Origin of the sequence: Pantoea sp. EKM21T, from assembly GCF_011800405.1 — a bacterium.
Lineage (GTDB): Bacteria > Pseudomonadota > Gammaproteobacteria > Enterobacterales > Enterobacteriaceae > Pantoea > Pantoea agglomerans.
The window spans coordinates 263,796-289,961 of the sequence record NZ_JAALFV010000004.1 but is presented as its reverse complement, the minus strand read 5'-3'; the positions used below and the strand labels follow the sequence as shown (position 1 = coordinate 289,961).

Sequence of the window (26,166 nt, the reverse complement as noted above, 5' to 3'; positions counted from 1 at the left end):
GTGACTCTTTAGCGACTCAGACGACGCATACGTTCAGATGGGGTGATGATGTCAGTGATGCGCACGCCATATTTGTCGTTCACCACCACCACTTCACCCTGAGCAATCAGGTAACCGTTGATCAGGATATCCAGCGGCTCACCCGCCAGGCCATCCAGTGCCACCACTGAACCCTGCGCCAGACGCAGCAGCTCTTTGATGGTCATTTTGGTGCGACCCAGTTCCACGGTGAGTTTCACCGGGATATCCATAATCAGATCGATATCCTGCAGCGATCCAGCGACGTTGCCGCTGTCGAATGATTTAAAGACTTCGTCGGTCTGCGGCGCACTGGCGCTGCCGACCTGCTCATTCATCGCTTCAGCCCACAGATCGTCCGCAGAGATATCGTCAGACGGTTTATTACTGTCAGTCATGGGGCTGTTCCTCGTTCAGCGAATTCAAAATCGGGTTAATCAGGTGTTCGACACGGAGCGCGTACTGACCATTCATCGTGCCATATTGGCTGGTTAAGACCGGGACGCTATCGACATGGGCGATAATGCGTTCCGGCTTCTCAATCGGCAGCACATCACCGGGCTTCAGCTGCAAAATCCGTGACAGACGCAGTGAGGTTTCGGCAAAGTGCGCGATCAGTTCCAGCTCAGAGTGCTGCACCTGTTTGACCAGGTTGTCGCGCCAGTGGTTATCTTCCTGACGTGAGTTTTCGAGCGGTGGGTTCACCAGCAACTCGCGCAGCGGTTCAATCATTGAAAACGGGATGCAGATATTAAACTCACCCACCAGGTTACCAATCTCCACCTGGAACGGCGTGTTAACCACGATGTCGTTCGGTGAAGTGGTGATGTTGGTGAACTTTACCTGCATCTCTGAACGTACATACTCAACGTCCAGTGGATAAATGGCCTTCCATGCGTCGCTGTAACCATCCAGCGCCAGCTTCAGCATGCGGCGAATAACGCGCTGCTCGGTATGGGTAAACTCACGGCCTTCGACTTTGGTCGGAAAACGTCCGTCGCCACCAAACAGGTTGTCGACAGCGATAAACACCAGGCTCGGTGAGAACACCACCAGCGCGGTGCCGCGCAGCGGCTTCAGGTGGATCAGGTTCAGGTTGGTTGGCACCGGCAGATTGCGGGCAAACTCGTGATACGGCTGAATCTTGATCGCCCCGACGCTGATATCCGGGCTACGGCGCAGCAGGTTAAACAGCGCCATACGGAAACTACGGGCAAAACGCTCATTAATAATCTCCAGCGCCTGCAAACGCTCGCGAACCACACGGCGCTGGGTGTTCGGATCGTAAGGACGAATATCGCCTTCCGGTCCGTTTTGTTTCTTTTCTTCTTCCGCACTGCCGCTGTCGCCGTTTAAAAGGGCGTCAATTTCAGCCTGGGAGAGAATGCTATCGCCCATTGATTCACCTCAAAATGAAGGCAGTAAACAGCACATCGTTTACAGCCTGCGGAGGTTGACCTTTTACCAGCGGGGGTGTCAGCGCCTGTTTGACTTGTTCAACAAGCGCCTGCTTTCCTTGCTCTGTCGCCAGCGCTGCAGCGCTCTGACGCGAGAGCAGCAGCAGCAAACGGCTGCGCACCTCAGGCAGATAGTCGTTCATCCGACGCCGGGTATCCTCATCGGCCAGACGCAGGGTAAAGCCTACGTAAAGCACGCGGTCGGGATCGTTGTCGGGATTGACCAGGTTAACCGTAAATGTATCAAGTGCAAAAAAGACCGGAGCGGGAGGCGGTTCAACTTTCGCCACCTCAGGCTTATCGCCCTCATGTTTATTCATCATTCGCCAGACTGCATAGCCTGCCACGCTGCAAGCGGCCAGCGTCAAAATGAGCAGCACTGGTATTAAGAGTTTACGTTTGCTGCCTTTTTTTGCTTTCGCGTTATCAGACATGGTGCAGTTACTTCCTGTGAATTATGGGCAAGCCTCTCGGCTCACGAGACAGATTATCCGCGTCTTAAGTCAAACCAATGGGTAGAAAAGACGCGGGTTTTACGCTTACCTTCAGCGTTTGCTGCTGTCAGGCGAAAGTGTCGACGGCGCTGTTGCCGTTAACGCGAGCCTGAAGGGCGGCGGGAACGGCGATCAGCGTAATGTCGGTGTCACTGTCCTGGGTGAGGGAGAAGCGGCCATGCTGTCCATCGCGGCGCGCCTCCTGCTGCTGCTGGAATTGCTGGCCCTGCGCGGAACTGTCACTGCTCACCTGACTCTCGCCCAGGTTGATACCGCTCTCTGCCAGCGCGCTGCGCAACTGCGGTATCGCGGCTTCCAGTGCTGCTCTGACGTGGCTATGGCTGGAAACCAGATTAATTTGTGCCTGGTCGTTATCCAGTTTCAGGCTGATCTGGATAGCGCCAAGGTCTTCCGGATGTAAACGCAATTCCGCGTTCTGCTGGCCATTGCGACTGAACATCACAATCTGCTGACTCAGCGCCTGCTGCCACTCGTCGCTGCCCAGCTGTGAGTTCAGCATCGGCGTTGACGGTGTGCTGGTGGTCGCGGAGGCGGTCACCGGCGCAGGCAGGCTGCTGGCGGTGGCGATTGGCGTAGCATTGATCGCGTTATCGCTGGCGCTGGCTTTAATCGCAGCCTGATCATCCTGCTTAACCATGTTGCTCAGCGCCTGCTGGAAACTGCTGTCGAGCGTCAGGCCGCTACTGGTCGCACTCTGCGCCGTGTTGTTACTCTGGCTGGCGGCAGTGGTGACGGCAGGTTTGCTCTGTACGTCGCTTCTGGCGTCAGACTTTTCATCTTCGCCCGGTGCGTGGCTCTGCTGCGCGCTGTTCAGCAGTTGCATCAGCGAGCTCTGGCTTTTCCGGCCGGTATCGGTCTGGGCGATCATCTCGCCCGCTTCACTGCTGACCGGGGTCGACGTGGTGGCTGTAACAGCCGCTACACCCGGTAACATGGCGAACAGCGCCTGCATATTCTGCATATCGCTGGCGCTTAAGGGTGCAACGTCCGGCTTGTCTTTATCATCGGCTGATTTTGACCCACCTTTAATATTTTCCGGCTTAAACAGAGCGGTCAGCGCAGCAGGATTTTCCAGTGCTGCCATCAGGGCATTTAGCGGGGCTTTCGGGCGGGCGTCATCGGCAATTTCTGCTTTGACGTCAGCGGATTGCGCCGCTTTTCCCTGCTGTTTAGCCAGGCCGAGTAACTGGTTTCCCAGTGCGGTCAGAAAGTCCTGCGGCAGGGCATCGGCACCCGCAGCAAGGTCAGTTGAGACTGAGGGTTCTGCGTCGGTTTTTACCGTCGCTTTCATAGCAATGTTTGGCAGCGTAATCATTCACCTCTCCTCGATGCGGCCCGTTGGGCAAATTCGTCCATCCGTTTCTGATCGAGACGGTTTTCCTGTCGTAATGCATTTTCTGCTGCGCGCGTAATCAGCGTCTGATAGGCGTTAAGCCGTTGCTGTTTGTCACGCCAGTTGATCAGCGCCTGTTCCAGCCGCTGATTCCAGTTATTAAGCTGGTTGCGGTGCTGCTCAATCGCTTTTTCCAGCGTCTGAATAAACTGGTGATAGTTGGTCCAGCGGGTGCTGGCGATGCCCGACGACATGTCATCGTTGAGCTTGTTGCGATATTCGTCCTGATAGTCGAGCAGCATCGTCAGCTGCTCGTTCGCGGCATGCTGGCCGCGACGCATATCGCCTAAATAGATGGCAGCGCGTTCGAGATCCTGCTCCGCTAAGTCGCGCAGCGTATCGATGGCATTTGCAGTTTTCATTGCCGTTACCTCGCGTTAATTCGTGTGACTAGCCAAACAGCGCATGCAGATGCAGGCTGGCGTCGTCGTAATCACTGCGCTCAAAGATGCCCTGTTGCAGGAAGGCTTCCATCTGCGGATAGAGCGTGATCGCTTTATCAAGCATCGGATCACTGCCCGCGGCATAAGCACCGACGCTGACCAGATCGCGGTTACGCTGGAAGCTGGAGAGCAACTGCTTAAACTGGCGCACTCGCGCATAGTGGTTCTCATCGATCAGCGAGGTCATCGCACGGCTGATCGAGGCTTCTATATCAATGGCCGGATAGTGACCCGCTTCGCCCAGCCGACGCGACAGCACAATGTGGCCGTCGAGAATGGCGCGCGCGGAGTCGGCGATCGGGTCCTGCTGATCGTCGCCTTCGGTCAGGACGGTATAGAAGGCGGTGATCGAGCCGCCTCCGTCGATGCCGTTACCGGCACGCTCAACCAGGGCAGGCAGTTTGGCGAATACGGAAGGCGGATAGCCTTTGGTGGCCGGCGGCTCACCAATCGCCAGCGCGATCTCACGCTGCGCCATAGCGTAGCGGGTCAGGGAATCCATAATCAGCAACACATGCTGGCCGCGGTCGCGAAAATCTTCTGCGATACGCGTGGCGTAAGCGGCACCCTGCATACGCAGCAGCGGCGAAACATCGGCCGGGGCGGCGATCACCACCGAACGGGCGCGGCCTTCAGCGCCGAGAATGTTCTCGATAAAATCTTTGACTTCGCGGCCACGTTCGCCAATCAGACCGACTACGATGACGTCCGCTTTGGTGTAACGCGCCATCATGCCAAGCAGCACGCTTTTACCCACGCCCGAACCGGCGAACAGGCCCATACGCTGTCCGCGACCGACCGTCAGCAGGGCGTTGATCGCTCGCACGCCGGTATCCAGCACGTCGGTGATCGGCGTACGCTGCAGCGGGTTAAACGGCGGGGTGTTCAGCGGCGCGCGATAGCCGGTATCCGGAGACGGCAGGCCGTCCAGCGGTCGCCCGCTGCCATCGAGTACGCGGCCCAGCAGTTCCGGCCCCAGCATCATCTGTTTGCCTGCCTGCGGGTTCTCTCCGTTCTGGCGCGCATAGACCCGCGCACCCGGTAAAATGCCGTCCACTTCTTCCAGTGGCATCATCAGCAGCTTCTGACCGTTGAATCCCACCACTTCGCTTTCAATTTCACTGATGGTTTTGCCATCGTTGCGTTCGATTACGCAGGTCGCACCCAGCGGCAGCTGTAAGCCGGTCGCTTCCAGCACCAGGCCGGTGGCGCGAGTCAGGCGGCCATAACGGCGCACCGGCTGCACCTGGGCGATGCGTTTCTCAAAGGCATCGAGCGAGCCGAGCCAGCGATTCAGACGAGTGGTCATTACAGTTCTCCCGGTGCGGCAAGGCGGCAGAGTTCCTGCCAGCGCGTCGCGACGCTGGCATCCAGGTCGCCATCTTCTGCGCTGAGTTTGCAGCCGCCAGGATGCAGGGTGCTGTCAGCGATCAGCCGCCAGCCGTGCAGATCCAGCGTCGGCCCCAGGGTCTGCTCAATGCGTTGTAAGTCATCCGGGTGAACGCGCAGTTGAGGTTTGCCGCTGAACATCGGTTCCTGCTGCAGTAACCCCTGAATCTGGCGCAGCAGGGCGGTGCCATCCACCGTGGTCGCCTGACCAATCACCGAACGTGCCGCTTCCAGCGCCAGTTGCATCAGACGGGCCGCAATCACGCTGTCCAGCGATTCAAGCGTGTTCTGGAACTCGGTTACCAGCTGCTGCATACGCGCCTGAAGGGGCGCCTGCTGCTGCTGGGCATCGGCCAGACCCTGCTGAAAACCGGCGTCGTAGCCGGCTTTCTGGCCTTCGGTCACACCCTGCTGATAGCCTTCGTTGTAACCCTGGCCCTGTGCCTCTTTGCGCATCTGCTGCTGCAGGCGTTCGAGCTGCTGTTGCTGCTCATCAACGCCATCTTCAGCTTCGTAAATTTCTGGCTGCAGCTCCGGTTCAGCAGGCTCATCGAAACGGCCTAAATCCGTGGGCTGCCACAGCTGCCAGGGGCGCGCAGAAAATGCATCAGACATAAGTTTCCTCGCCACCACCAATCACCATCTCGCCTGACTCGGCCAGGCGGCGTACCACCAGCAGGATCGCTTTCTGTTCGTTTTCCACTGCGGACATACGCACCGGGCCACGGTTGGCCAGATCGTCGCGCAGGATATCCGCCGCACGGGCTGACATGTTTTTGAGGAACTTCTCGCGCAGTGGCTGTTCGGCACCTTTCAGTGCAACCAGCAACTGCTCGGACTCCACTTCCTGCAACAGACGCTGGATGCTGCGGTCGTCCACTGCCACCAGGTTTTCGAACAGGAACATCTCGTCGATAATTTTCTGCGCCAGTTCGCCATCGAAGTCGCGTACGGCTTCGATAACCGCCTCTTCCTGCTGCGTTTTCATCAGGTTGATGATCTCGGCTGCGGTTCTCACGCCGCCCATCTTCGCACGCTTGAGGTTGGTGCCATCCAGCAGGCCGTTCAGTACTTCTGTCAGTTCGGCCAGCGCGGCTGGCTGGACACCACCGAAAGTGGCGATACGCAGCATCACGTCGTGACGCAGACGTTCGTCGAACAGCGCCACAATATCGGCGGCCTGGGCACGCTTGAGGTGGACCAGGATGGTGGCGATGATCTGTGGATGCTCGTCGCGAATAAGGTCGGCAGCAGCCTGCGGCTCCATAAAGTTGAGCGTTTCCATGCCGCTGGTGGTGTCGCGCGTTTCGAGAATGTCCTCCAGCAGGCTGGAGGCGCGCTCTTCGCCCAGTGCCCGGGTCAGCACCGAACGCAGGTATTCGTTGGAGTTCAGGCTCAGCGCCGCGAACTGCTCAGCATCCGCTTCGAACTCACGCAACACTTCAGTCAGCTGTTTATGCGACACCTGACGCATGTTGGCCATCGCGCCGCTCAGGTGCTGGACCTCACGCTGGTTCAGGTGTTTGAAAACTTCCGCGGCGCGCTCTTCGCCAATGGTCATCATCAGGATGGCGCTTTTTTCGGTTCCGGTCAGACTCATAGCTCTTTACTCATCCATTCGCGAATTACCAGCGCTACAACGCGCGGATCGTTTTCTGACATGTCGCGGATGCGTTGACTCATCACTTCTGCGCTCATGCGGTTGTTAGACTTACGTTCCTGATCCAGCTCATCTTTGCTGAGCTGCACATTAAAGGCTTCTTCTTCCGGTTGCTCAGTCGCACGGGCAGCAACGGCTTCCGCGGCGGCTTTCTCTGCGGCCTGCTTGCGAACCAGATGCGGACGAACCAGTTTGCGGTAGAGGATGAAGGCTACCAGAGCAATCAACAGCCACTTACCGGCATTCATCAGCTGATCAAAGAACGACTGCTGTTGCCAGAAGGGCAGATCGGTGGTCACTGGTTCAGTAGTGTTGAACTGCGAGTTCACCACGTTGATGCTGTCGCCACGGTTCTGGGAGTAGCCCATCGCTTCGCGGGTCAGATCTTCAATCTGCTTCAGCTGCTGTTCGTTCAGCGCAACCGCTTTACCTTTATCATCTGCACGGAAGTTCACCACGACCGCAACCGACAGGCGCTGTACGTCGCCAACGTTGACCTTGGTATGACGAATGGTGCGATCCAGCTCGTAGTTCACCGTGTCGTCACGACGCGAGTTGGTCGGTCCGGCACTGGCCGCTGCGGTGCTGGTGGTCTGGTTAGCGTTATTCGCCGCGTTGTTCTGACCGTTAGCATTCTGACCATTGGCGTTCTGGCCATTGGCGGCATTGTTGTTCGGCGTCGTCACTGGCGCAGTGTTAGCTGGCGCAGGCTGGTTAGAGAGCGCGCCCGGCACGCCGCCCGGATAAGGGCTGCCTGACTGGTCGCTGGTGCTGGTCTGACGCGAACGAATCGCTGAGTTCGACGGGTTAGCGTTAGGCTGATATTTCTCGTCGGTTTGCTCGGCGGTGTCGAAGTTAATCTGCGCGGTAACCTGCGCATGCACATTGCCCTGACCGAGAATCGGATTCAGGATCGCTTCGATACGTTGCTGGTAGCGTGCTTCAACTTCAGAGGCATACTTGAGCTGTGCATCATTCAGGTCGCGACCGGCGGAGTCAGAGCGGGTCAGCAGGCGACCGGTCTGATCGACCACGGTGACGTTGCCCGGCGGTAAACCGGCGACGCTGCTTGAGACCATGTGGGCGATGGCCTGAATCTGGCCTTCATCCAGTGCACGGCCAGGCTGCAGGGTTAAGGTGACAGAAGCGGATGGCGCTTTCTGCTCACGCACAAATAAGGTTGGTTTTGGCATCGCCAGATGAACACGGGCGCTTTTAACCGGGCCGAGTGATTCGATGGTACGAGCCAGTTCGCCTTCCAGCGCGCGCTGGTAGTTAACCTGCTCGCTGAACTGGCTGATACCGAACTTCTCTTTATCCAGCAGCTCAAAACCCACCGAGCCGCCTTTCGGCAGACCCTGCTGAGCCAGACGCAGACGCAGCTCATGCACGTTCGCTTCCGGCACCATCAGCGCGCCGCCATTTTCGGCGAAGCGATAAGGGATGTTCATCTGCGTCAGCTGCGTGACGATGGCACCGCCATCTTCATCTGTAAGGTTGTTATAAAGGACGCTATAGCTGGGCTGCTTCGCCCAGAGCACCATCGCGATCACTATCGCCACAACGGCGGCGGCAGCGACGATTAAAGGAATACGCGGATTTGCGCGCAGGCGAGCGAGCAGGTCACCGAAGCCTTTCTTTTCTTGTTCTGTTGTGGCGGCTGTACTCGCATTCATGACCGATTCCTGCCTGACGTAATTGACCGGGTAAGTTGAGATGGCAAAACAGACTCCCTGACCTGCGTAGATAAAATTTCCACTTCAATGCCAGGCATTATTAGGTGATAAGGAAAATTCGATGGCTGGATAAGGTAGGGTTTTTGATGTCATTTAGCGGCTTTGTCTCATTGACAACGTGCTAACTTTTCCCCACAGAAAAAATATCATCCTCCTTTATAAGGTATCGTTCATGTCCATTCAGGCAATTGACGGCGTACTGCAGCAGCTTCAGGCGACCTCACTGCAGGCCAGCAACCGCAGCAGTGAAGCCCCTAATCAGATCGATTTCGGTGCAACTATGAAAGCGGCGCTGGATAAGATCAGCGAGACGCAGACCACCGCCCGCACCCAGGCGCAGGATTTTGAGATGGGTAAACCCGGTATCGCGCTTAATGATGTGATGGTCGATCTGCAGAAATCATCAATCTCAATGCAGATGGGTATTCAGGTCAGGAACAAGCTGGTGTCGGCGTATAGCGAAATTATGAATATGCAGGTTTAGGCGGGTAACTGTCTGAAGCTGTTAAGGTTTATCATACTGCCACTTTAGTGGAGCACGTATGTAGCACAAGATCGCTCATTTTCGTGTTGATGAGTGATAGCTGGTCAGTATTGTTCTCTGACATCCAGGCGCCATAAACCCGGTACACCATCTGCGCATCGGAGTGACCCATTTGCGATGCAACGTAGTTCGGGTTTGCGCCTGCTGAAAGAGCCCAGCATGCGAACGTATGACGTGACTGATATGCTTTCCGGTGGCGAAGGCCTGCACGCCTAAGTGCGCCGGTCCATATCTGTCCGAGTGACTCTGTTGAGTAATATGCTCCCGATCGGCCATTTACTGCGTTCACGCAGGGATTGAACACGAACGTCTTCTGCTCCTCAATTCTCTCGCCATACTCCCTGGTATGGAAAGTGAATGAGGTCTGAGGATACATTCGGGTCATCTCCCTTTGATCACGCAGAATATCAACGGCTGCATCTATCAGGCATATGACACGGTTCCCGGCTTCTGTCTTTGGCGGTGTGAATAAACCCTGCGGCGTGAGGTTGCGGCTGACTGTCAGCTTCTTCTCTTCAAGGTCGATGTCCTCCCATGCCAGCGCGCATATCTCTCCGTGACGTAATCCCGTCAGGATAGCGAGTGCCCACATGTTTGCCGTCTGGCGTGTTGAGCATGCAGCGATGAGGCGAGGGTACTCTTCACGCGTAATCGGGTCCGGCCTCTTATTAGACTTCTTCAGAGGCTTGATGCCCGTCATGGGATTTCCCTCTATATATCCGTTACCGTGAGCAAAGGCGAAAATGGCTTTCAGGTCTGCCATGCTGGAGTTAACCGTGGTTGCCGTCCTGCCTTTCTTTTCTATATTCATCTTCCTGCCGGTAAAGTAGCTGCCACTAAGCAGTTCGATGCGCAGATTGAGAATATCTTTCTGCCTTATTGACCGGATATCCCTTCCATTACCGATGATATCCAGTGTCACCCTGACGCGCCGTTCTGTCGTGACATACGAGCTATTGGCCCAATCCGGCTTTTTAAGCTTCAGCCATAAATCCACCACATCCCTGATAGCCACCGACTTTGACGATGAAGTCTCGTTCTTAAATAGTGGTGAATCAGGAAACTCATTTCGGTAATCAAACGTCCCTGTCTTAATGCGGTAGACGATGTTGCTACGCAGCTCGCCAGCCATCTTCCTGTTTTTGGGTGTATCGAGAACCCCGATCGCCTCCCACCGTCTTTGCCCCTCATACATGAACCAGATTCGAAGGTGGTTCTTGTTGGGAGCCACTCCTGTCGGATATCTAGACATACGCCTTCTCCTGTTGAAATGAATCTGCATTTAAGCAGATTTCTTCCTGGCAATCGCGGCTGGCTGGTTATCAATCCACTTCTCGATCGCCTTCCAGTCGTAAAAGCACATGCTGTTATCCCGCGGCGCGCCATCGGGCGAAACGTGCTTATACTCACGCCCCTCCATCCACGACACTTCACGAGCCGTTTTGATGGTGTTTTTCTTCATGCCGGTGATGGTCATTAGCACCGATTCAGAGACCCACTTGCTCGGCATCAGCTGAACAACGTTTTCCATATCTACTCCTTAGGCGGCCAGAGCCACGCAATAATCAGGGCAATAAAAAGGGCGAGGTCAGTTAAGAGCTCGCCCGGTTCGATTTCGTCGTATGTGGTGTTCATTTTGCAGAGGCCGCTTCCTTATCCACCTGGCGCACGTAATAGCTCAGCCATAGCTTGGCTGGAAACGTATCCGGTGGCAGGGCGGTGATTGATTTGGCGTGTTTATCGAGGAGTGTCGTGATGATGCGGTCGTGTTCTTTCTTGGGCCTGCCGTCTATGGCTTTGATAATTTCGCTCCTGCACTTACGTGCTACGGCCCTTAGCACGTTCTCTGCTACCGGCGTCACGCCACCCTGCGATGCTGCTTAGCGCGCTCAATGCGCTCATGGTCGCTGCGGCAATCCTCATCGCAGAAGCATCCCGTTGTCACCGCCTCTTCGCAGTAATAGCAGGCACCGGTAAATGTCATTTCCGGATGCCTGCGGTTAGCTAACGCGATATTGCGCTCCAGCTCTTCAAGCTCAGCGGCCTGGTCTAATTCGTCAGACATGTTCTACCTCCGAAATTTGGGCGTAAAAAAACCTGCCGAGGCAGGTTTATGTAATTAAAGTATATAAATAGTGGGTATGTGTATTGCCCCCAAAGACAATGCTATGTGTATAACAAGCCAAACGATCAGCGCGATAGCAATGAGTGCTACGAAAGTAATCAAAAACCATCTAATTCGTGTAAACCATTTTTCCCCAGCCTTTACCCTTTCCCATTCCTCCTTTAGTACTAGGCCTGCGGTATCGGTAATGTCATTCATGGTGCCATCTGGTGGCCTTATTTCTTGATTGTTAAGTATTTCATCCATTATTAGGTAAAGCTTTCTCTCAGACACAGTTCTTTTTTCTTTATCTGCATTTAGGCGGAGTTTTATTCTGTTCGCACTTTTTCTTAGCTCTAAGGCATTCTCAAAATTTAATTTCCCAGCATCTTCACCTAAACCAGAAGAGCTGACTTTGGAATCTAAGAATCCTTTCCATGCCCCGATTAGCCCCACTACGTCTTCTCTTAAACCATCAATCCATGCCTGCCTAAATTCTGAAGTTTTATTTTCCTTGGAAATAAGCATCCCTAAAAATGCTATAAATCCTGTAATGGAAGCTGCAATAATCACACCCCAAGGGTTCATTTTCCATCCTCCTTAAAATAAACCGGGTCAGTGCCGCGCGGGAACTGCAGCGCAACGTTCCTGTAATGCTGCAATCTCTCTTTGAAATACTCTCTCATTGCTGCAGGCTGCTGCATCTCCACTTCATGCGCGATTACCGGCTGATTCATACGCTCCTTGTATGCGACTCCTGACGCGGCTAAATCCACGTTGATCCTGTCGCGATCTTCTCTGCTGCGTGCTGCTAAGTTGTGACTCATGATTTATCCTCGCTGTCAGCGGTTCTTCCTCGATGTTTGCGTTGTTCATAAGGAACCCGCAGGGCATCAAAAGAAGGCACTGTGCCGTTTTCAAATCTCTCGGCATTTGCTTTTGCCATGGCTCTATGTGCCCACTTATTGCCAGGCTTTCTTGGCTTAGTCCCTTTTTTTTCATCATTAGACATAGCGATGTCCTCCTGTGGGGAGTATATCGCTATAAATTAATGCAGGTTACTTATAAAAAAACCGCCAGAAGGCGGCTGTTTATAAGAAATTTAAAGGGATTAAATTCCCATGCGATACTCTTCGTACGTACGAGGTTCCGAGTCACCTTCTTTACGGAAAGAAAGCAGTTCTTTCTGCCGATTCGTAACATAGCCCAGTGTTTCGGTAAGCTGGCGTCGTAAAGTAGGATGCATTTGAGGAATGCTGTTATCGCCCAGGCCAGCCTCGATCTTGTTCATGATTTCGAGAGCAAGGCCAATTTCCTCTGCATCAATCAAAATATTGACGCGATAACCCTCACGGGTCTCTTGCTCGCTGCCTAACTGTCTTGTCAGTTTATCGACCTGTTTGGCATAGGCGTCCAGCTGTGCCTGCACATCTGCCGGGATTCCCCCATTTTTTTCAGCCAGCGCTTTAAGGGCCTTGATGTTATCGATCGCCTGTTGCGCCAGGTCTGTTGCAGTAGTCATATTTGGCATCCTTTTAAAAGGTAAAATCAAAAGTTCAGTGAGGTTAAAAGGCCGACTTTCATCGGCCTGAAAAAGTCAGTTACTGACTACCTGTTACGGGTGTTCGTACTGCGCAAAAGTACGTGGCGCTGGGTCACCCGATTTGCGGAACATAGCGTTGTTGTCTTTCCGCTCTTTCAGATACATCAGGGTCTGTTTAGCCTGATACTGATCGGCCGCAGAGAATGAACCCAGCGCGCCAGCATTGCTTGCCGCTACAACTTTGGTCAGGATTTCGATACCCCAGCCGACAGCTTCTGTGGTGTCCAGAATCGCAGAACGATACAGGGTATTGAGGTCTTGCAGGTCTTCGAATTCTTGATCAGTATGAGACATAGTAAATCCTCTTTTGGTTGAGTGAGTTAGGCTGTGAATTCACTCAGCAACCTTACTCTCACCACCTGATGAAGACCAGTAAAATGCTGTGTTTATGTACAGTATATTTGTGTCATAAATTTGGCTTAGTACCACCGTTAGCTTTGCTGCGCTCTTCCAGAAAACGTATCCGGCTGCGACTGGCTCGTTGGCGAACGGATTCGTATGAGCGGTTAAGTTGTCTGGCTATAAGTTTGGGTGGGATGGTTGCTGCGAGTTCTTTCAGAAGGCCTATCTCATCGGGTGACCAGCGGCGGCCAAGAGTTAACTGATTGCCCCGACGCCGGTATTCAGGTGATTCCATGTTGTCTCCTGTTATTTGCTGAGCGCCTCTTCGATTTCTGCTTTACGAAGCAGATAAACATCGGTGGCCTTTTCCAGCGTTTCAGCCTCGCTTGCCAGCATGCGCGCCGCGTATTTGTAGCAGCGGTCAAGCCCCGCAACGTTTTCAGCCTCAGCGGCTGCGATGGTGAAATCGGCAAGCAGTTCATCCGGCGTGCGCACTGCTGTGCTGGTGTTCGTCGCCGGGTTAATTTCGCGCTCGGGCTGCTGCGTTTCAGGCTTGCTGTTAATCAGGTTATTCAGGTCAGCGCGGCTGCGTGCCGGTGTGACGTCGCGTTCCGCACGCTGCGCCGGCTCAAACTCGTCCGGCGTGTAGACACCGAGAATCACGTCAGGGCAGTACAAGCGCGCCCAGTATTTAACAGCCAGGTATGCCAGCTGCTGCTTTGGTGCTGTCTTCCAGAGTGGAGAGTTGCGCGTGGTGACATATTCCATATAAAGCGGCTCACCCCAGGTGATTTCCGTCTCACCCTTCAGCACTGCGCCGACTCGCACAGACAGTCCGCGCTCATTCGATGCGTTGGCCGCACCCGGTTTAAACTTTTCCCAGTCGCCGCCGTATTCGTACTTGAAGCGCCCCTGAACGGCGGTTGAGCTGGTGATTACCGCGTTTACCAGCTGCGCCTCATAACCCAGCGTGCCGTTAACCAGATGCGTTTTCTGCGCCACCGCGTAAGGATTCATTCCCCACTGAGCAGCCTGTAATGCGATCGCCAGACAGTCAGCAGGTTTACCTGAAAGGTGAGCAGGTACAGTTGCTTTACCCTGCGCCATAACTTCCGCAAACGCCTGTAACTTCTGCAGGCCGCTCGGGCTGAAGATTGCCGCTTTAGTGTCGGCCTCATTGACCGGCGCGGTGATGATGTCGTTGCTCATGTGTAATCCTTTCTCTTAGCCCACTCCGGGCGTGTAATTTCTTCAATGCCGCCCCAGTTACCTGACAGCATGCATTCGTGATAGGCCGTAAGGTCGCGCCGGAACAGGTCATAACCTACCGCCACGTCATCCTCACCAAGCTGAAACACCCGCACCGGATAGCGGCCGCAGTCGATCGACTCGCTGACAGCAATGAAAACGAAAAGCGGATATTCGCCGAAATGCTTGCTGAAGCCTTCGCGGTAGTAGGCGTCCTGAACGTGATAGCGGAACTCTTCGACGTGGCGGGCGAAGCGGGACATATCGGCCACTTTCTTCACATCGACGATGACAGGCTGACCTGACAGGAATTTATCTGGCCGGATACGGCAAAGTTCGCCGGTCTGTTCGTCATTCCAGTAGATTGACACTTCCTGATGACCTTCAGCTTCAAGCAGCCACCGGGCTGCAGGATGGGCGAGGGCGCTTGCCCGCATCAGCTTCAGCTTTCGTCCCTGCTCAGCATCCATTACTGTCATGCCACTGTTTGCACAATCTTTCAGGAACTGCTTTTCATCCTCCTTGCCGGCTGTCGTGCGGCGGTTGAACTCAGGAGCAACAATGAAACGCCTGTCGAACTCTTCAGGCTCCAGCAACAGGCAGTGCAGCGCTGTTCCCATATCGAGTGCGGCTTTCTTCTCATCATCTTCCGGCGCTTCCTTGCGCCACTTGAATATGGCCGGATTAATGGCAATATCATCCAACTGGGATTTGCTGATACCCGGACCGCCGTGGTAGTCCTCGTTACTGATGTCGTAGTAGATGCCAGGCTGCATTACGCCGCCTCCTGATTCCCATGCTTGTTCCGGTAAATCCCCGTCGCCACTTCACGCCGTGCAACCCGCACCATGGCCTCACGCAAAAACTCCTCAGCGGCTTCGTGCTGCTCGTCGTCTTCATCAAACATCTCAATAGCCGGGTAGTCGTAATGCTTCGTCAGGAAAGCGCACAGAGCAGGCATTAACGGGTTTGTCTTGTGGCGCTGCATCTGAGCATCCACTTCAGCACCGATGCGCTCCAGCTCGCTATCAGGAAGGCTGTCGGCGATATCCTGCACCTCATTCCGTGCCGTTCTGCTCAGTCTCATTTCCGCTCTCCCATACCGAGGCTTCTCAGCATCAGGTTGATGAAGGTGAAATCCTTCGACTTCTCCAGCATCTCGCGCTGGCGCTCTAACTCGCTCTGCTGCTTCTTATACTGCTGTGCTGATGCTGGCGCGTTCATGGTTGGCCTCTTTGATTCAGAGTGTTGATAAGGTTGCGCCAGCCAGTGCGGAGGCGGCGGGTAATGGTGTCGAGCAGTGATTCGTTTAGCTGAGCAGCGCCCACGATGGTGCCGCCCGCGATGGCATAGTTCATCGTGGGTTCCTTGCTATTGGTTAGGTTGGGGTCAAAAAAATGGCCCGCGTTGAGCAGGCCACAAGGATGAAACGACTCTTTCTAAGGCTGGTAGCGGATTCAGTGAATAAGGTTTGCAGCGTCGCTCAATGGCTTGTCAGCGGCAATAAAAAAGGCTGCGGATTATGCAGCCTCAGTAGTCACAAGAATTATCTTGTCTATGTTGTCCATGTTGATCTTCAAGGCCAGAGCCTTCCACGCATCGTCTTCACTCAGTGCTTTTACTTGATGACTCTCAATTTCCCCAAGCCTTCGCACTGAGAAAGTGTATTTGGACATATGTGTTTTACCTCGCCGTTACCATGTCTTTTGAGTTGCGATAGCTCGCTGCAAAAATAGCTATCTCCGGTAAGCACTGTGATGTGCTCTCATGCCTGTCACGCAGAGAAGGGGAGATAACTGCCTTCTCGATGCGACTGATGTGCTGCGTTCCTGCAACCTGCTCACGCTCAGCTGCACGTTTTGCCCTGCGGCGATTTCTGGCGTTATCAGAGGCCAGAATGGTCATTACGATTGTCATGTGTACCTCCGGTAATTGGCTTAGGTACTGGCGCCGGAACCTGTGACGTTTCCGGATTTCAAGTCGCTTCATAGGTCGGCCCGATGTACTGCTAGGCCTAAGCTCCACGACACGCCAGTCCAAAGCCAACTTCACTTTGGTTCCCCGCATTTCGGCGGAGACAAACCCCATCAATGTTAAAGAGCGACCCAACATCCTGTTGGTTAGTGCTTCATGCTGATGGGATTTAATTTAGCTTTATGCTAAATGAATGGCAATAGCAAAATGCTAAATAAATTAATCGTGGGATTTAGCTAAATGATTTAGAAAGGAATTTATTTTTCAACGGAGGGGGATCTGCGGGCACAAAAAAACCCGCGTTACACGGGCGTGATTTGTTCAAGTGGGGCAAACCATCTGTCAGCATTAGCTGACGCCAGAGAGAGTACTCACAATCTGATAATTAGGAAATAGATGTTCAACAATTTGTTACGCATAGCACCTTTTGCAGGCACTCTCGATTAGAGATGAAAGCTTAGATTGCCATGGGGAGTGCGGGTAAGCATTGTCACGAGCAAAAAAAATACCTGCACCCGAGGCGGGTAGCAGGTACAAATCGCGGTGAAGCTGAAACTCTTAAGCGGCCTCTAAACGCTGTGAACAAGATGCCTGACGAGCCGGCCATGCATCTCATCAGCCGGTGGTAGGAGCACTAGCCGTCTCACATCGCGCTAAAGGTTAGAAGCCGACAAATGTATGACAAGCGTAAGCGGCAGGCTTTTTGTTGCAGACATAAAAAAAAGCCCGCCGGACGCGGGCTAATCGTTACAAAGAATTCAATAGAGAAGCATTTGAGCAACGGTTTTGCTCAGTCAGATCATCGTCAAAACTGGCAGAAACTTTAGTAAGCAGGGTGGAGGGGGCACAAAGATCGCAGGCAAAAAAAGCCCGCTCGGCGGCGGGCTCTTAGCTTTTTGGTATCAGCTTGAGTATCTGACGGAGTTGATTGCAAGCTTTCCAGATGTCGTCCTGAGTGTCGCCATCCCATTCGGGCGTCATTGCTCTTTCTGCTTGAAAATACCGCAATCTGATGTGAATCTCTGCGATTTCGTCCCGCCCGCATTTAGAAGCGATTCGGTGAAGACTCTCAAGGGGTGTTGGCTCCCAAGGCTTCAGGTTCAGTCGTTTTCGCTTGAAGAGTAGTGATAGTTTTTTGCTCATAAGGTAAGTACATAAAAGCCCGCTCAGTGGCGGGCTATCTGGAAGGTAAAGGATAAACAGGACGCATTGTTCAGGTGATATAAAATTTATTTGAGCACCAAGCCGTTAAGGGCATCTAAAATTTTAGATACATAGCTCCCAAAAATGTATGCGCAAAAGGCAAATACTGTAGAAACTACTATTCCGGTTGCCTTGAAGGTGGTTTTCATTGTGGTAATTCCAGTTTCAATCCCACCCAGCCTTGAATCGATTGAAGCGACATCCTTCTGAAGCTTTTCAATGTCTCTCTGTATGTAGCTTACGTCAGATTCAAGCTTCGCAACTCGCGCATCAAGCATGCTACCTCCTCCTCCGTCGCCATTACCAAGAGGTATATTATGGAGCATGCTATCTTGCTCATCAATTGGTTGTTTAGTATTTATATCAATGGCTCGGACCATGATTAATCCGTTCTTTTCATTTCGTTATTCATCCAATCCTCGGCAAGGGTAAAGTAGCCGAAGCATTCATCCAGCATTTCCTTATCAGATGATTGGGCCTTTCCAGCATAAAGGCGTGCTTTAATTGTATATAACCCAGGCCCCGGCAGAACCATATCTTTAAGGAGATTGATAGAAATTGACACAAAGTCATCACGATTAGATACGGCGGTAGTAACTAATCTTGAGTCTTCGAATGGCACATCTTCAGGAGAAAGAGGTTTTCCATCAAAAAGCACATCAACATCATAGCTATACGCTCTTTTGCTATTTAGAATCAGCCCAACTGAAACATAAAACATCATCTTTGCCGGAAATTGACTTACCTGCCATCCGATGTCGGGAAAAAAGGGACCTGATGCCAACATGCCAACGCGGATAAATGTCGGATAAACAAATGCTATTTTTGGGTGGTCTTCATTCATAATTTATCCAAAGGTTTCTTCAGTCACTAAGCCTTAGACCAGCCGCATTTTTGTCTCGATCGCCACGCCCAGCACTTTACAGTTCCCGTTAACCGGCACCATAGGCCACTGAGGGTTCAGCCCCTTTAGGTACTTCTGGCTACCGTCGATGATGAGTTTCTTGAACGTGGCTTCATTGTCGTCAGTCAGCTTTGCTACAACCAAGCTGCCATTCACCGCTTCACGACCTGTATCAAACAGAACGTAGGTTCCTGCTGGGATGCTTAGCCCAATCGGAGCCGTCATCGAATCACCTTCCACCTGCAACCAGAAAGCGTCTCCCTGCGTATGTGCGTCAGATTCAAGCCACATATCGACATCCTTAATCGTATAGGGTTCACAGGCTTCATCCCATGCGCCAGCCTGAACCTTGCTCAAAACGGGGTAGCGCGCAGTCGGCTTGTAGTCTCTGGGGTTAGAGACATTGGCATCAACCTGTGGCTGATCTTCGTGTATAGAGTCAAGCCAGGCATTGGGCAGCTGTAGAGCCACTTCAATTTTCCTCGCCATCTTATCACCGATATTTCTGACGCTATTTTCACCAAGCAACTGACTGAATTGGGATGCGCTGATACCCAAAAGCTCTGCGAATCCAGCCTTTGTATTGCCATCGTTCTCAAGGTGCCTCTTCAGGAGGTTATTGAGATTGGTTTTTCTGATGCTTTTATTTTCCATGGCCTGATTCTCACACTATTTAGCAATGCGATAAATATGCATATTGCTAAATAGTGCTTGTTAGTTATTTAGCATAACGCTAAACTCAGCTTTGAAGTTAAACAGGAGGCACCAATGGGTAATGAACTGCTCCGCTGGCGCAAGGAATCTTCAGCTGAAGACTGGATCAGCCTTGCCGTACTAGCGAAAACATCTGTTGGCTACCTCGACCAAATTGCATATGGATTCCGCCGAGCATCACCAGGTAAGGCCCAGGCAATTGAGGAAGCCACAAAGAAATTCACCGATTACAAGCCGGTGAAGAAGGAAAGCTTAGTCTTTGCACCACAGCGCGCTACGGCCGCTTAAGCAACACCGCTCTTTAAAACTCTGACCCCGCTCCCACCGAAATGTCGGAGCAAAACTCAAGTGACTTGCTCACCGCAATGTCACGCAATCATTTACCTACACGGAAATTATCAATCATGGAACACGCAAGAAATAGCAAGTTGATCAACGAAGTAGAAACAGAATTACGCAGCCGCCTGACTCACAAAGGCCAGCGTGTTCTGGCTGATGAGGCCGGATGGCATGAATCGAAGGTAAGCCGTTTAAATCTGCGCGATATGGCGACGGTTTTCGTGCTGCTGGAGAAGGTGTGGGAAACGAGCCTGATTGCAGAAGTTGCCCGGCAAGCGGTTGCAGCTGCGATGGGAAAAGAAAAAGCCCCGAACTGCGGGAACAGTTTCGAGGCCTGATGCACGAATCTTACTGGATCAACGTACAGGAGTAATTATGAGTTCTTTATTATCGCTTTACAAGGCAAAAGAGAAAAACGGCACGGAAACAACGGTTAAGAAAACGTTTCTGGTGCCACTGGCTGAGCTTTACGTCGAGCCAGGCTACAACGTCCGTGAGATCGACCAGGAGCACGTCGCTGAATTCCGTGACGCTTTCATTGCTGGTGAGTTTGTGCCCCCGCTAGCGGTTCAGGTTACAGAGCAGGGCATCAAGATTATCGACGGTCACCACCGGTATTACGGCGCGAAAATGGCGTCAGAAGCCGGACACGAAATACCGCGCCTTGAGTGCAAGGACTTCTCAGGTTCCGAAGCTGATCGCATTGCTTTCATGGTCACCAGTTCACAGGGTAAAGCTCTGTCTCCTCTGGAACGTGCGGCAGCATATCAGCGCCTGCTGAATCAGGGCTGGACGCCTGCTGAGATTGCCAAAAAGGTTAAGCGCTCACCAGCTGATGTGGATCTGCACCTTCAGCTGCTGGAGTGTGGCGAGAGCCTGATCGCAATGGTGAAGGCGGGCGAAGTGGCCCCAACCACTGCAATTGCTTTATCACGTGAGCATGGCCCGAAAGCAGACGCTGTTGCACAGGCGCAAATGCAGAAGGCTAAAGCCGCCGGTAAAACGAAGCTTACCCGCTCAGCAGCCATTCCTCAGTTCAGCGCAACCAAAGCACGCCGCCTGGCTGAATTACTGGTTGATGCAGAGTTCGATCGGGATGGTGGTTTCGACAGCCTGATTCTCTCTCATGGCACCACTGAAGAGATAAAGCGGATTCTCGCTGATTATCGCTCAGGCATTCCTTCTGACGGGGGCGGCGATGAATCTTGCGCATGACAACGTATCACCAATCAGGCCCGCTCTCAGGGCCGTGGAGCAACGTGTGGCAGATACAGACGATGGATACACGCGTCTGGCAAACGAGCTGTACGAAGAGCTGATAGGGGCCAACCTGACCAGGAATCAGGCGAAGGTTGCGCATGCTGTTTGCCGGAAGACATACGGCTTCAACAAAAAGATGGATCGCATTGCTGACAGCCAGATTAGCCAGATTACCAGGCTGCCAAGGCAGAAGGTAAACAAGGCAAAAAACGAGTTAATTCAGATGGGTGTTCTGGTCAGGGAAGGCATGCTAATTGGTCCGAATAAGAACCTCACTGAGTGGAAAATTCCTGAGTGTCACCAAGATGGTGTCACTGTCACCAAATCAGTGACAAAAAGTGTCACCAAAACAGTGACAGAGGTGTCACCAAAACAGGGACACACAAAAGACACTATTACAAAAGACAAGAAAGACATTAAACATACGTCAGAGAATTCTGGCGAATCCTCCGACACACCCCTGAGTAACCTCCCTGTCATCCGTCCTGAAGCAGCAACCCATTCACCGAAAGGTGACAAGTGGGGAACTGCTGACGACCTGAAGGCAGCCGAGTGGATGTTCAGCAGGGTGAAGATTATTACTCCAACTGCAAAAGCCCCAAACTGGCCTGCCTGGGCTAACGAAGTCCGCCTTCTGAGAGGAGCGCTGGATGTCACGCATCACGACATCTGTGAAACCTTCAAGTGGGCCAACGCCGATCACTTCTGGCAGACCAATATCCTCAGCCCTGCAAAACTCCGCGCCAAGTGGGACACACTCCGGGCGCAGATGAGCCAGCCAGGGCGTAACCGGCAGTCAGTGCCTCAGCAACCCGCTCAGCACTGGAACAGCCGCGAAGCTTGGGAGAATGAATTCCTATGAGAAATCTCGTATCAGCAATTCAGAACCGTGATGCAGGCGCACTGGCTCGCATTGCAGGAGATGGGCCGCGCCCGGTTGAGCGTGGAGTGCATGAAGACGTTGAGCGACTGGTCGACGCTTTATTTTCGAACCTGAAGCAGGTGTTTCCGGCATCGGTCAGCACTGCGTGGCGTAACCCGAACGACGAAGCCGCAGCAAAACGCCAGTGGATCGCCGCGTTTGCCGAGAACGGTATTCACAACAAGCAGCAGCTGTCAGCAGGCATGAAGCTGGCCCGCGCCAGTGGCTCACCGTTCCTGCCATCACCCGGCCAGTTTATCGAGTGGTGCAAGCAGGGCGAACATCGCGCAGTCGGGCTGCCAGCCGATGAGGAACTGTACGACATGTTCCGCCTGTACTGCCGGGACCGTGGCATTTACGACAGCAGCGAGGAGTTCCCCTGGGAAAGCCCGGCCTGTTTCCACATGGTGACAGCGGTCTACAACCAGATGCGCTCATTCAACCTGACGGATACAGAGTGTCGCAAGCGCTTGGGCGATGAGCTGCGCAAGATGTCCCGCCGCATTGAGGCTGGCGAAGTAATCCCGCCGCCACGCAAGCAGATTCCTCAATTGCACATTCCGACCGGCAATGAGAAGGCACTGGATCATCTCGCTGATATCCGCCGCCGCTATGGGCTGAAAGGTGGACGCCATGACTGAGATGAACCGCATCCGCTTTGAGCGCCTGTATCGCAGCGTGCACGGCGATAAACACAACCTGACCCGATCACATCTTGGCTATCAGGATGCCGTGGTAGACCGGGCGTTTTTCTTCTGGCTTGAAGGCAGGGAGAGCGCCGCATGACACAGGTAACTCAACTGGTAATAACACCACCGCTGATGCGGCAGGCGCGCAACCTGCAGCTGGCAATCATCGACCTGGCTAAGAAGCGAGACCTGAAGCCGGAGCAGTTTCGGGCGCACCTGAACGCTATCGACATGCTGGCGCGTGAAGCACATGACCTGATTGTCGATGCTGAATTTGAGCAGCAGGGCTCAAGGAGCCGCAAGTGAGCAACGTAATCCCTCTTAAGAAATCCACTTATATCCTGCCAGATGATGAGTTCGAATCACTCCTGCAGGAAGTAATTAACCACGGACGCAAGTTCCATGACTTCACCTGCTACCAGGCGGTGATGCGCAAGGTGCTGTGCGACGCATTAAAGCGAGAAAAACGTGATGGAGACTCAACGCTACCTGTTGCGTGACAGCAACATCCGACAGAATTGCATCAGCGCCATCCAGCAACTCCCCGCCAATCCCGACAAACCTCTGCAGGTAACCATCCAGGAGGACACCAGAAGCCTTGCGCAGAATCGCATGCTTTGGGCCTGCCTGCATGACGTATCAAGCCAGGTGGTCTGGTACGGGAAGAAACTCGACGCAGAGAGCTGGAAACACATCTTCAGCGCCAGCCTGAAAGGTCAAGAGACGGTGCCGGGTATTAATGGCGGCTTTGTAGTGCTGGGCCAGTCAACAAGCAAAATGCGCGTCAGTGAGATGCGAGATTTAATCACCTTAATCCATGCCTTCGGTGCCGAGCAGAACGTCAGGTTTAGCGACGAGTCAGCGCGCGCGGCTGAGTGGGCAGGGAGATTCGGGAGTACAGCATGACACCACAGGTTACTTCCATTCCTCAGCTGCTCATTGAGACCCGAGGAAACCAAACAGCAGTTGGCCGGGCGATCAAATCTACTCGCACAACAGTCAGGAAATATGCCCGCGACTTTAACTGCCGGTATCACGTCGTGGTCAATGGTGTGTTGATGGTCAGTCAGGGCGATCGTGGCCTTCACAAAAGGAAAAGCAATGAAGAAAACATGGTTCACCCATGACCCTGTAGATACAGACACTGCAAATGAACTCATTTCCCGTTACAACGCCCGCAACATTCACACCCAAAAGACACTCGCCGCCGATCCCCGCTTATGGCTGGTTAGCGCGCTGTTGCCAGAAGGTAATCGCGAACCACGAAGAGACAAAACTTATGAGAACAAATGCTGGGCGTAAGCGTTGTTGTAGCTGCAGTACTGTGCTGACCAGTGAAGATAAACACCGGTTCGGAGTTAGCTGTGAAATCTGCGAAGAGGATATCTGGTATTACGAGCACCTCGACTATCTGCCAATTCATGCCGCATGGCGATATACCTGCTATCAACTGCGCTGGCTGTGGCATACCGCTGGCTACGGACGAGACATATGCCTGCGTCCGCTGCTGCGCCGGCTGGATGCAAGACGACAACATCAGAATGCACGGAGGGGGCGATGAGGAAAGTCAGGCGAAGATGTAAGAACCCTGATTGCCGCGAATGGTTTCACCCGGGCTTCTCAAATCAAACGTGGTGCTCACCAGAATGCGGAACCGTAATAGCACTGGCGAAAAGAGAGAAGGACCAGCATAAGGCGATACAGGAAGCAGAACGACGACGAAAAGACGAAGCTCAGCAGGAAAAGCGCCATACCAAAATCCGCAAGTTAGCAGTAAAGCCACTCAGTCACTTCCATAAACAAACTCAGTCAGCCTTCAACGAATATATCCGCACTCGCGATGCCGCCGATCCGTGCATCAGCTGCGGACGATTCCACGAAGGAAAATATGACGCTGGGCACTATCGAACTCGCGGCGCTTCACCGGCTACTCGTTACGAAGAAACCAATTGCCATAAGCAGTGCGTACCCTGCAACCAACACCTTTCCGGCAACATCGAAAACTACACGCCAAACTTGATTAAGAAAATCGGTAAGGCTGCTTTCGATCGCCTTATGGGTCCGCATGAGCAGAAAAAGTGGACGCGGGAAGAGCTGCAGGAGCTGGCTGCGCACTACCGGCAGAAAACCAGAGAGCTGATCAAACAAAGGAACGAAACACCATGAGCCTTGAAGCGACAGTAAAATATCACTTCCCAAAAACAGCAAGTTTTGCGGGTATGCCGCCTGCAACAGCTTCAGATGCACTATCAGGTACTGACTACATGGCTGCCATGGGAATGACTCAGAGCCGGGCGCCGCTTGGTTATGCTGCATTCATGGGTAAAGTTGGAGTGAGCGCTAACGACGCCCGACGCGCCGTATCGTTATTAACTGAACATGCACTGAGTACCTGCGATAAGGTTGCCGCCTTACGCAAGCTAGACACTGATATTAAGCCAGCCGTTATGCAAACTCTCGCAACTTATGCCTACATGGATTATTGCCGCAGCGCTGCCAGCGTCAAACCCTGCGAATGCTGCCTGTCCAAAGGGTTCATTGAGGCTGATGTGTTCAACATGAAGTCACCGCTATCAGGAGGCTCAACCAGAAACGTGAGAGAGGTTGTACGTGTTCTCTGCAAGACCTGCAACGGGAAGGGGGTCGTATCATCAGCGTGTCGTGACTGCAGCGGGAGAGGTCGGGCGGTTGACCGCAAGCTGACTGAAGAGCAGGGTGTGCCGGTGATGGGTGACTGTAAGCGATGCTGTGGCCGGGGTTATGTGCGCATACTGTCAACTGATGTGCATCGCACAGTTGAGGGAATAACTGACTCGATATCGCTCGATACCTGGAAGAAGTCGGTAAAGCCCTTCTACGACAACCTCATCGGCAAGATTGAGATTGAGGAATCCTACGCTAACGCCTCGCTGAATAAGGTAACCAGATAGTGCAATCATAAATAGCTCATTATTTTATCGCGGGCTATTTACTTTTCCCGAGGCTGGGGATATGATTCCTAACAGTTGAAGCTGCGCGCTGTTGTTTGACGCGATAACTTAACCCAGTCAGTTCCTTCGATTTGTGATAGTCAAAGAGCCCCGCGGTTTCACCAACCGGCGGGGCTTTTTTCATGATAAAAATGCTCCAGCTGCTGCTCCAGCGATGGTTGTCACCAGTGGGTGCTCTAAAAACTTTTTAAGCAATCCTTTTGCTTCTTCTTTTTCCGCGGCTGAAGCGGATGATTTCTCAATGGTATTGATCATGTTCTGAATGTTCTCGCGGAATTCCATCCGATTATGGTCTCCAATCTGAACATTACTATTGCTGCCAACGTTAATAGTTTGATGCTTCAATGTATAAGACTCTTTGCTCGGAATCGGTTTAACCTTCAGCTGATAGTGAGGCCCGTAACCAGCAATGCCTTTGTTGAAAAAAGTGCATTGATTTATATGTTTAACCTCTTCTTTACCGCTTGGCAACAGACGCATTACCTGATCGCCATCATCAATGTCAGCCATTTTGTCATCAACAATAACGGTCTCACCTGCAAAAGTCGCTTTGTAGGGACCTAAGCGGCTGCCGTCTGGCTTGAGAATATATGCTTCTTCCTTTGTGAACATAATTTTTTCCTCATCAGATTGATTTTCGTTTGCTGCACATCTTTTATACGACAGTTTTTCTTAAGTATCTAACGATTTTCATCTGCCTGGGAGGCCTTCAAATGCCT

General features: G+C 52.9%; 44 protein-coding genes. 15 read left to right on the top strand and 29 right to left on the bottom strand.

Annotated elements, in window-relative coordinates; genetic code table 11:
- Window positions 1-8: 8 nt before the first annotated feature.
- From fliN to fliF, 9 genes are all read right to left on the bottom strand, one after another.
- Complete coding sequence (fliN, locus tag HFD87_RS10340; protein WP_033788434.1) at window positions 9-416, bottom strand: flagellar motor switch protein FliN; 408 nt, start codon at window positions 414-416, stop codon at window positions 9-11.
- Window positions 409-1,416 (bottom strand): flagellar motor switch protein FliM, encoded by a 1,008-nt coding sequence (gene fliM / locus HFD87_RS10335; RefSeq protein ID WP_003854473.1) that lies wholly within the window; start codon window positions 1,414-1,416, stop codon window positions 409-411. The genes fliN and fliM overlap by 8 nt, the downstream gene beginning before the upstream one ends.
- Window positions 1,417-1,420: 4 nt before the next feature.
- Window positions 1,421-1,909: a flagellar basal body-associated protein FliL gene (gene fliL / locus HFD87_RS10330; RefSeq protein ID WP_033778945.1), complete on the bottom strand. Its 489-nt coding sequence runs from the start codon at window positions 1,907-1,909 to the stop codon at window positions 1,421-1,423.
- Window positions 1,910-2,036: 127 nt separating this feature from the next.
- Window positions 2,037-3,305 (bottom strand): flagellar hook-length control protein FliK, encoded by a 1,269-nt coding sequence (locus tag HFD87_RS10325; protein ID WP_167423372.1) that lies wholly within the window; start codon window positions 3,303-3,305, stop codon window positions 2,037-2,039.
- Window positions 3,302-3,745, bottom strand: a complete 444-nt coding sequence (gene fliJ, locus HFD87_RS10320; protein ID WP_003854478.1) for a flagellar export protein FliJ — start codon at window positions 3,743-3,745, stop codon at window positions 3,302-3,304. Before fliJ ends, HFD87_RS10325 begins: the two co-directional genes overlap by 4 nt.
- Window positions 3,746-3,773: 28 nt before the next feature.
- Complete coding sequence (gene fliI / locus HFD87_RS10315) at window positions 3,774-5,135, bottom strand: flagellar protein export ATPase FliI (protein ID WP_010247655.1); 1,362 nt, start codon at window positions 5,133-5,135, stop codon at window positions 3,774-3,776.
- On the bottom strand, window positions 5,135-5,830 hold the full coding sequence (gene fliH / locus HFD87_RS10310) for a flagellar assembly protein FliH (protein ID WP_010247652.1): 696 nt from the start codon (window positions 5,828-5,830) through the stop codon (window positions 5,135-5,137). Before fliH ends, fliI begins: the two co-directional genes overlap by 1 nt.
- Complete coding sequence (fliG, locus tag HFD87_RS10305; RefSeq protein WP_010670853.1) at window positions 5,823-6,815, bottom strand: flagellar motor switch protein FliG; 993 nt, start codon at window positions 6,813-6,815, stop codon at window positions 5,823-5,825. The genes fliH and fliG overlap by 8 nt, the downstream gene beginning before the upstream one ends.
- Window positions 6,812-8,551, bottom strand: a complete 1,740-nt coding sequence (fliF, locus tag HFD87_RS10300; protein ID WP_010247649.1) for a flagellar basal-body MS-ring/collar protein FliF — start codon at window positions 8,549-8,551, stop codon at window positions 6,812-6,814. The genes fliG and fliF overlap by 4 nt, the downstream gene beginning before the upstream one ends.
- A gap of 232 nt (window positions 8,552-8,783) precedes the next feature.
- Here fliF and fliE point away from each other — a divergent pair, with 232 nt between their 5' ends.
- Complete coding sequence (fliE, locus tag HFD87_RS10295; protein WP_003854485.1) at window positions 8,784-9,095, top strand: flagellar hook-basal body complex protein FliE; 312 nt, start codon at window positions 8,784-8,786, stop codon at window positions 9,093-9,095.
- A gap of 31 nt (window positions 9,096-9,126) precedes the next feature.
- Here fliE and HFD87_RS10290 read toward each other — a convergent pair whose 3' ends face one another.
- From HFD87_RS10290 to HFD87_RS10200, 19 genes are all read right to left on the bottom strand, one after another.
- A complete protein-coding gene (locus HFD87_RS10290) occupies window positions 9,127-10,407 on the bottom strand; it encodes an Arm DNA-binding domain-containing protein (RefSeq protein ID WP_167423371.1) in 1,281 nt (426 codons plus the stop codon).
- Between the two features lie 30 nt (window positions 10,408-10,437).
- A complete protein-coding gene (xisR, locus tag HFD87_RS10285; RefSeq protein WP_033758164.1) occupies window positions 10,438-10,686 on the bottom strand; it encodes an excisionase family protein in 249 nt (82 codons plus the stop codon).
- Between the two features lie 100 nt (window positions 10,687-10,786).
- Entirely contained in the window at window positions 10,787-11,017 is a 231-nt protein-coding gene (locus HFD87_RS10280; protein WP_167423370.1) for a hypothetical protein, read from the bottom strand.
- Window positions 11,014-11,220: a hypothetical protein gene (locus HFD87_RS10275; protein WP_167423369.1), complete on the bottom strand. Its 207-nt coding sequence runs from the start codon at window positions 11,218-11,220 to the stop codon at window positions 11,014-11,016. The genes HFD87_RS10280 and HFD87_RS10275 overlap by 4 nt, the downstream gene beginning before the upstream one ends.
- A 54-nt stretch (window positions 11,221-11,274) precedes the next feature.
- Entirely contained in the window at window positions 11,275-11,847 is a 573-nt protein-coding gene (locus tag HFD87_RS10270) for a hypothetical protein (RefSeq protein WP_167423368.1), read from the bottom strand.
- The gene (locus HFD87_RS10265; RefSeq protein WP_167423367.1) at window positions 11,844-12,086 is read right to left on the bottom strand and encodes a DNA polymerase III subunit theta; all 243 of its coding nucleotides are present in this window, start codon (window positions 12,084-12,086) and stop codon (window positions 11,844-11,846) included. Before HFD87_RS10265 ends, HFD87_RS10270 begins: the two co-directional genes overlap by 4 nt.
- Window positions 12,083-12,271, bottom strand: a complete 189-nt coding sequence (locus HFD87_RS10260) for a hypothetical protein (protein WP_167423366.1) — start codon at window positions 12,269-12,271, stop codon at window positions 12,083-12,085. Before HFD87_RS10260 ends, HFD87_RS10265 begins: the two co-directional genes overlap by 4 nt.
- A 99-nt stretch (window positions 12,272-12,370) precedes the next feature.
- Complete coding sequence (locus tag HFD87_RS10255; RefSeq protein WP_167423365.1) at window positions 12,371-12,781, bottom strand: hypothetical protein; 411 nt, start codon at window positions 12,779-12,781, stop codon at window positions 12,371-12,373.
- Between the two features lie 93 nt (window positions 12,782-12,874).
- The gene (locus HFD87_RS10250) at window positions 12,875-13,156 is read right to left on the bottom strand and encodes a hypothetical protein (RefSeq protein ID WP_147789070.1); all 282 of its coding nucleotides are present in this window, start codon (window positions 13,154-13,156) and stop codon (window positions 12,875-12,877) included.
- A 112-nt stretch (window positions 13,157-13,268) separates the two neighbouring features.
- The gene (locus tag HFD87_RS10245) at window positions 13,269-13,499 is read right to left on the bottom strand and encodes a hypothetical protein (RefSeq protein ID WP_167423269.1); all 231 of its coding nucleotides are present in this window, start codon (window positions 13,497-13,499) and stop codon (window positions 13,269-13,271) included.
- Window positions 13,500-13,510: 11 nt separating this feature from the next.
- Window positions 13,511-14,413: a RecT family recombinase gene (locus tag HFD87_RS10240; RefSeq protein WP_167423364.1), complete on the bottom strand. Its 903-nt coding sequence runs from the start codon at window positions 14,411-14,413 to the stop codon at window positions 13,511-13,513.
- Window positions 14,410-15,228 carry a PD-(D/E)XK nuclease-like domain-containing protein gene (locus HFD87_RS10235; RefSeq protein ID WP_167423363.1) on the bottom strand — a complete coding sequence of 273 codons (819 nt, stop codon included), beginning with the start codon at window positions 15,226-15,228 and terminating at the stop codon, window positions 14,410-14,412. The genes HFD87_RS10240 and HFD87_RS10235 overlap by 4 nt, the downstream gene beginning before the upstream one ends.
- Entirely contained in the window at window positions 15,228-15,539 is a 312-nt protein-coding gene (locus tag HFD87_RS10230; RefSeq protein WP_167423362.1) for a hypothetical protein, read from the bottom strand. Before HFD87_RS10230 ends, HFD87_RS10235 begins: the two co-directional genes overlap by 1 nt.
- Window positions 15,536-15,676, bottom strand: a complete 141-nt coding sequence (locus tag HFD87_RS10225; RefSeq protein WP_167423361.1) for a hypothetical protein — start codon at window positions 15,674-15,676, stop codon at window positions 15,536-15,538. The genes HFD87_RS10230 and HFD87_RS10225 overlap by 4 nt, the downstream gene beginning before the upstream one ends.
- On the bottom strand, window positions 15,673-15,810 hold the full coding sequence (locus tag HFD87_RS10220) for a protease FtsH-inhibitory lysogeny factor CIII (protein ID WP_167423360.1): 138 nt from the start codon (window positions 15,808-15,810) through the stop codon (window positions 15,673-15,675). The genes HFD87_RS10225 and HFD87_RS10220 overlap by 4 nt, the downstream gene beginning before the upstream one ends.
- A 325-nt stretch (window positions 15,811-16,135) precedes the next feature.
- Entirely contained in the window at window positions 16,136-16,369 is a 234-nt protein-coding gene (locus tag HFD87_RS10215) for a hypothetical protein (RefSeq protein ID WP_167423359.1), read from the bottom strand.
- Between the two features lie 1,286 nt (window positions 16,370-17,655).
- Window positions 17,656-18,009 carry a hemolysin XhlA gene (locus HFD87_RS10210; RefSeq protein ID WP_181955680.1) on the bottom strand — a complete coding sequence of 118 codons (354 nt, stop codon included), beginning with the start codon at window positions 18,007-18,009 and terminating at the stop codon, window positions 17,656-17,658.
- A gap of 2 nt (window positions 18,010-18,011) precedes the next feature.
- A complete protein-coding gene (locus tag HFD87_RS10205) occupies window positions 18,012-18,473 on the bottom strand; it encodes a hypothetical protein (RefSeq protein ID WP_167423358.1) in 462 nt (153 codons plus the stop codon).
- A 33-nt stretch (window positions 18,474-18,506) separates the two neighbouring features.
- The gene (locus tag HFD87_RS10200) at window positions 18,507-19,187 is read right to left on the bottom strand and encodes a LexA family transcriptional regulator (protein ID WP_167423357.1); all 681 of its coding nucleotides are present in this window, start codon (window positions 19,185-19,187) and stop codon (window positions 18,507-18,509) included.
- A gap of 114 nt (window positions 19,188-19,301) precedes the next feature.
- On the opposite strand from HFD87_RS10200, the gene HFD87_RS10195 reads away from it, so the two are divergent.
- The 14 genes from HFD87_RS10195 (at window position 19,302) to HFD87_RS10130 (ending at window position 25,387) form a co-directional block, all read left to right on the top strand.
- Window positions 19,302-19,535, top strand: a complete 234-nt coding sequence (locus HFD87_RS10195; RefSeq protein WP_167423356.1) for a transcriptional regulator — start codon at window positions 19,302-19,304, stop codon at window positions 19,533-19,535.
- Between the two features lie 116 nt (window positions 19,536-19,651).
- A complete protein-coding gene (locus tag HFD87_RS10190; RefSeq protein WP_078805207.1) occupies window positions 19,652-19,924 on the top strand; it encodes a CII family transcriptional regulator in 273 nt (90 codons plus the stop codon).
- A gap of 37 nt (window positions 19,925-19,961) precedes the next feature.
- A complete protein-coding gene (locus HFD87_RS10185; protein WP_167423355.1) occupies window positions 19,962-20,801 on the top strand; it encodes a ParB N-terminal domain-containing protein in 840 nt (279 codons plus the stop codon).
- A gap of 46 nt (window positions 20,802-20,847) precedes the next feature.
- Complete coding sequence (locus HFD87_RS10180; RefSeq protein ID WP_243207474.1) at window positions 20,848-21,708, top strand: replication protein; 861 nt, start codon at window positions 20,848-20,850, stop codon at window positions 21,706-21,708.
- Window positions 21,705-22,409 (top strand): replication protein P, encoded by a 705-nt coding sequence (locus tag HFD87_RS10175; RefSeq protein ID WP_167423353.1) that lies wholly within the window; start codon window positions 21,705-21,707, stop codon window positions 22,407-22,409. The genes HFD87_RS10180 and HFD87_RS10175 overlap by 4 nt, the downstream gene beginning before the upstream one ends.
- A complete protein-coding gene (locus HFD87_RS10170) occupies window positions 22,402-22,554 on the top strand; it encodes a hypothetical protein (RefSeq protein WP_158001807.1) in 153 nt (50 codons plus the stop codon). Before HFD87_RS10175 ends, HFD87_RS10170 begins: the two co-directional genes overlap by 8 nt.
- Window positions 22,551-22,763: a hypothetical protein gene (locus tag HFD87_RS10165; RefSeq protein ID WP_167423352.1), complete on the top strand. Its 213-nt coding sequence runs from the start codon at window positions 22,551-22,553 to the stop codon at window positions 22,761-22,763. The genes HFD87_RS10170 and HFD87_RS10165 overlap by 4 nt, the downstream gene beginning before the upstream one ends.
- Entirely contained in the window at window positions 22,760-22,957 is a 198-nt protein-coding gene (locus tag HFD87_RS10160) for a hypothetical protein (RefSeq protein ID WP_167423351.1), read from the top strand. The genes HFD87_RS10165 and HFD87_RS10160 overlap by 4 nt, the downstream gene beginning before the upstream one ends.
- Window positions 22,929-23,363 carry a recombination protein NinB gene (locus tag HFD87_RS10155; RefSeq protein ID WP_167423350.1) on the top strand — a complete coding sequence of 145 codons (435 nt, stop codon included), beginning with the start codon at window positions 22,929-22,931 and terminating at the stop codon, window positions 23,361-23,363. The genes HFD87_RS10160 and HFD87_RS10155 overlap by 29 nt, the downstream gene beginning before the upstream one ends.
- A complete protein-coding gene (locus HFD87_RS10150) occupies window positions 23,360-23,584 on the top strand; it encodes a protein ninH (protein WP_078805217.1) in 225 nt (74 codons plus the stop codon). Before HFD87_RS10155 ends, HFD87_RS10150 begins: the two co-directional genes overlap by 4 nt.
- The gene (locus HFD87_RS10145; protein ID WP_163851667.1) at window positions 23,559-23,759 is read left to right on the top strand and encodes a hypothetical protein; all 201 of its coding nucleotides are present in this window, start codon (window positions 23,559-23,561) and stop codon (window positions 23,757-23,759) included. Before HFD87_RS10150 ends, HFD87_RS10145 begins: the two co-directional genes overlap by 26 nt.
- Window positions 23,760-23,878: 119 nt before the next feature.
- Window positions 23,879-24,040, top strand: a complete 162-nt coding sequence (locus tag HFD87_RS23165) for a protein NinF (RefSeq protein ID WP_371742433.1) — start codon at window positions 23,879-23,881, stop codon at window positions 24,038-24,040.
- Complete coding sequence (locus HFD87_RS10135; RefSeq protein ID WP_167423348.1) at window positions 24,015-24,623, top strand: recombination protein NinG; 609 nt, start codon at window positions 24,015-24,017, stop codon at window positions 24,621-24,623. Before HFD87_RS23165 ends, HFD87_RS10135 begins: the two co-directional genes overlap by 26 nt.
- Window positions 24,620-25,387 carry an antitermination protein gene (locus tag HFD87_RS10130; RefSeq protein WP_167423347.1) on the top strand — a complete coding sequence of 256 codons (768 nt, stop codon included), beginning with the start codon at window positions 24,620-24,622 and terminating at the stop codon, window positions 25,385-25,387. The genes HFD87_RS10135 and HFD87_RS10130 overlap by 4 nt, the downstream gene beginning before the upstream one ends.
- Window positions 25,388-25,567: 180 nt before the next feature.
- On the opposite strand, the gene HFD87_RS10125 is transcribed toward HFD87_RS10130, so the two are convergent.
- A complete protein-coding gene (locus HFD87_RS10125; RefSeq protein ID WP_167423346.1) occupies window positions 25,568-26,059 on the bottom strand; it encodes a hypothetical protein in 492 nt (163 codons plus the stop codon).
- Window positions 26,060-26,166 lie beyond the last annotated feature (107 nt).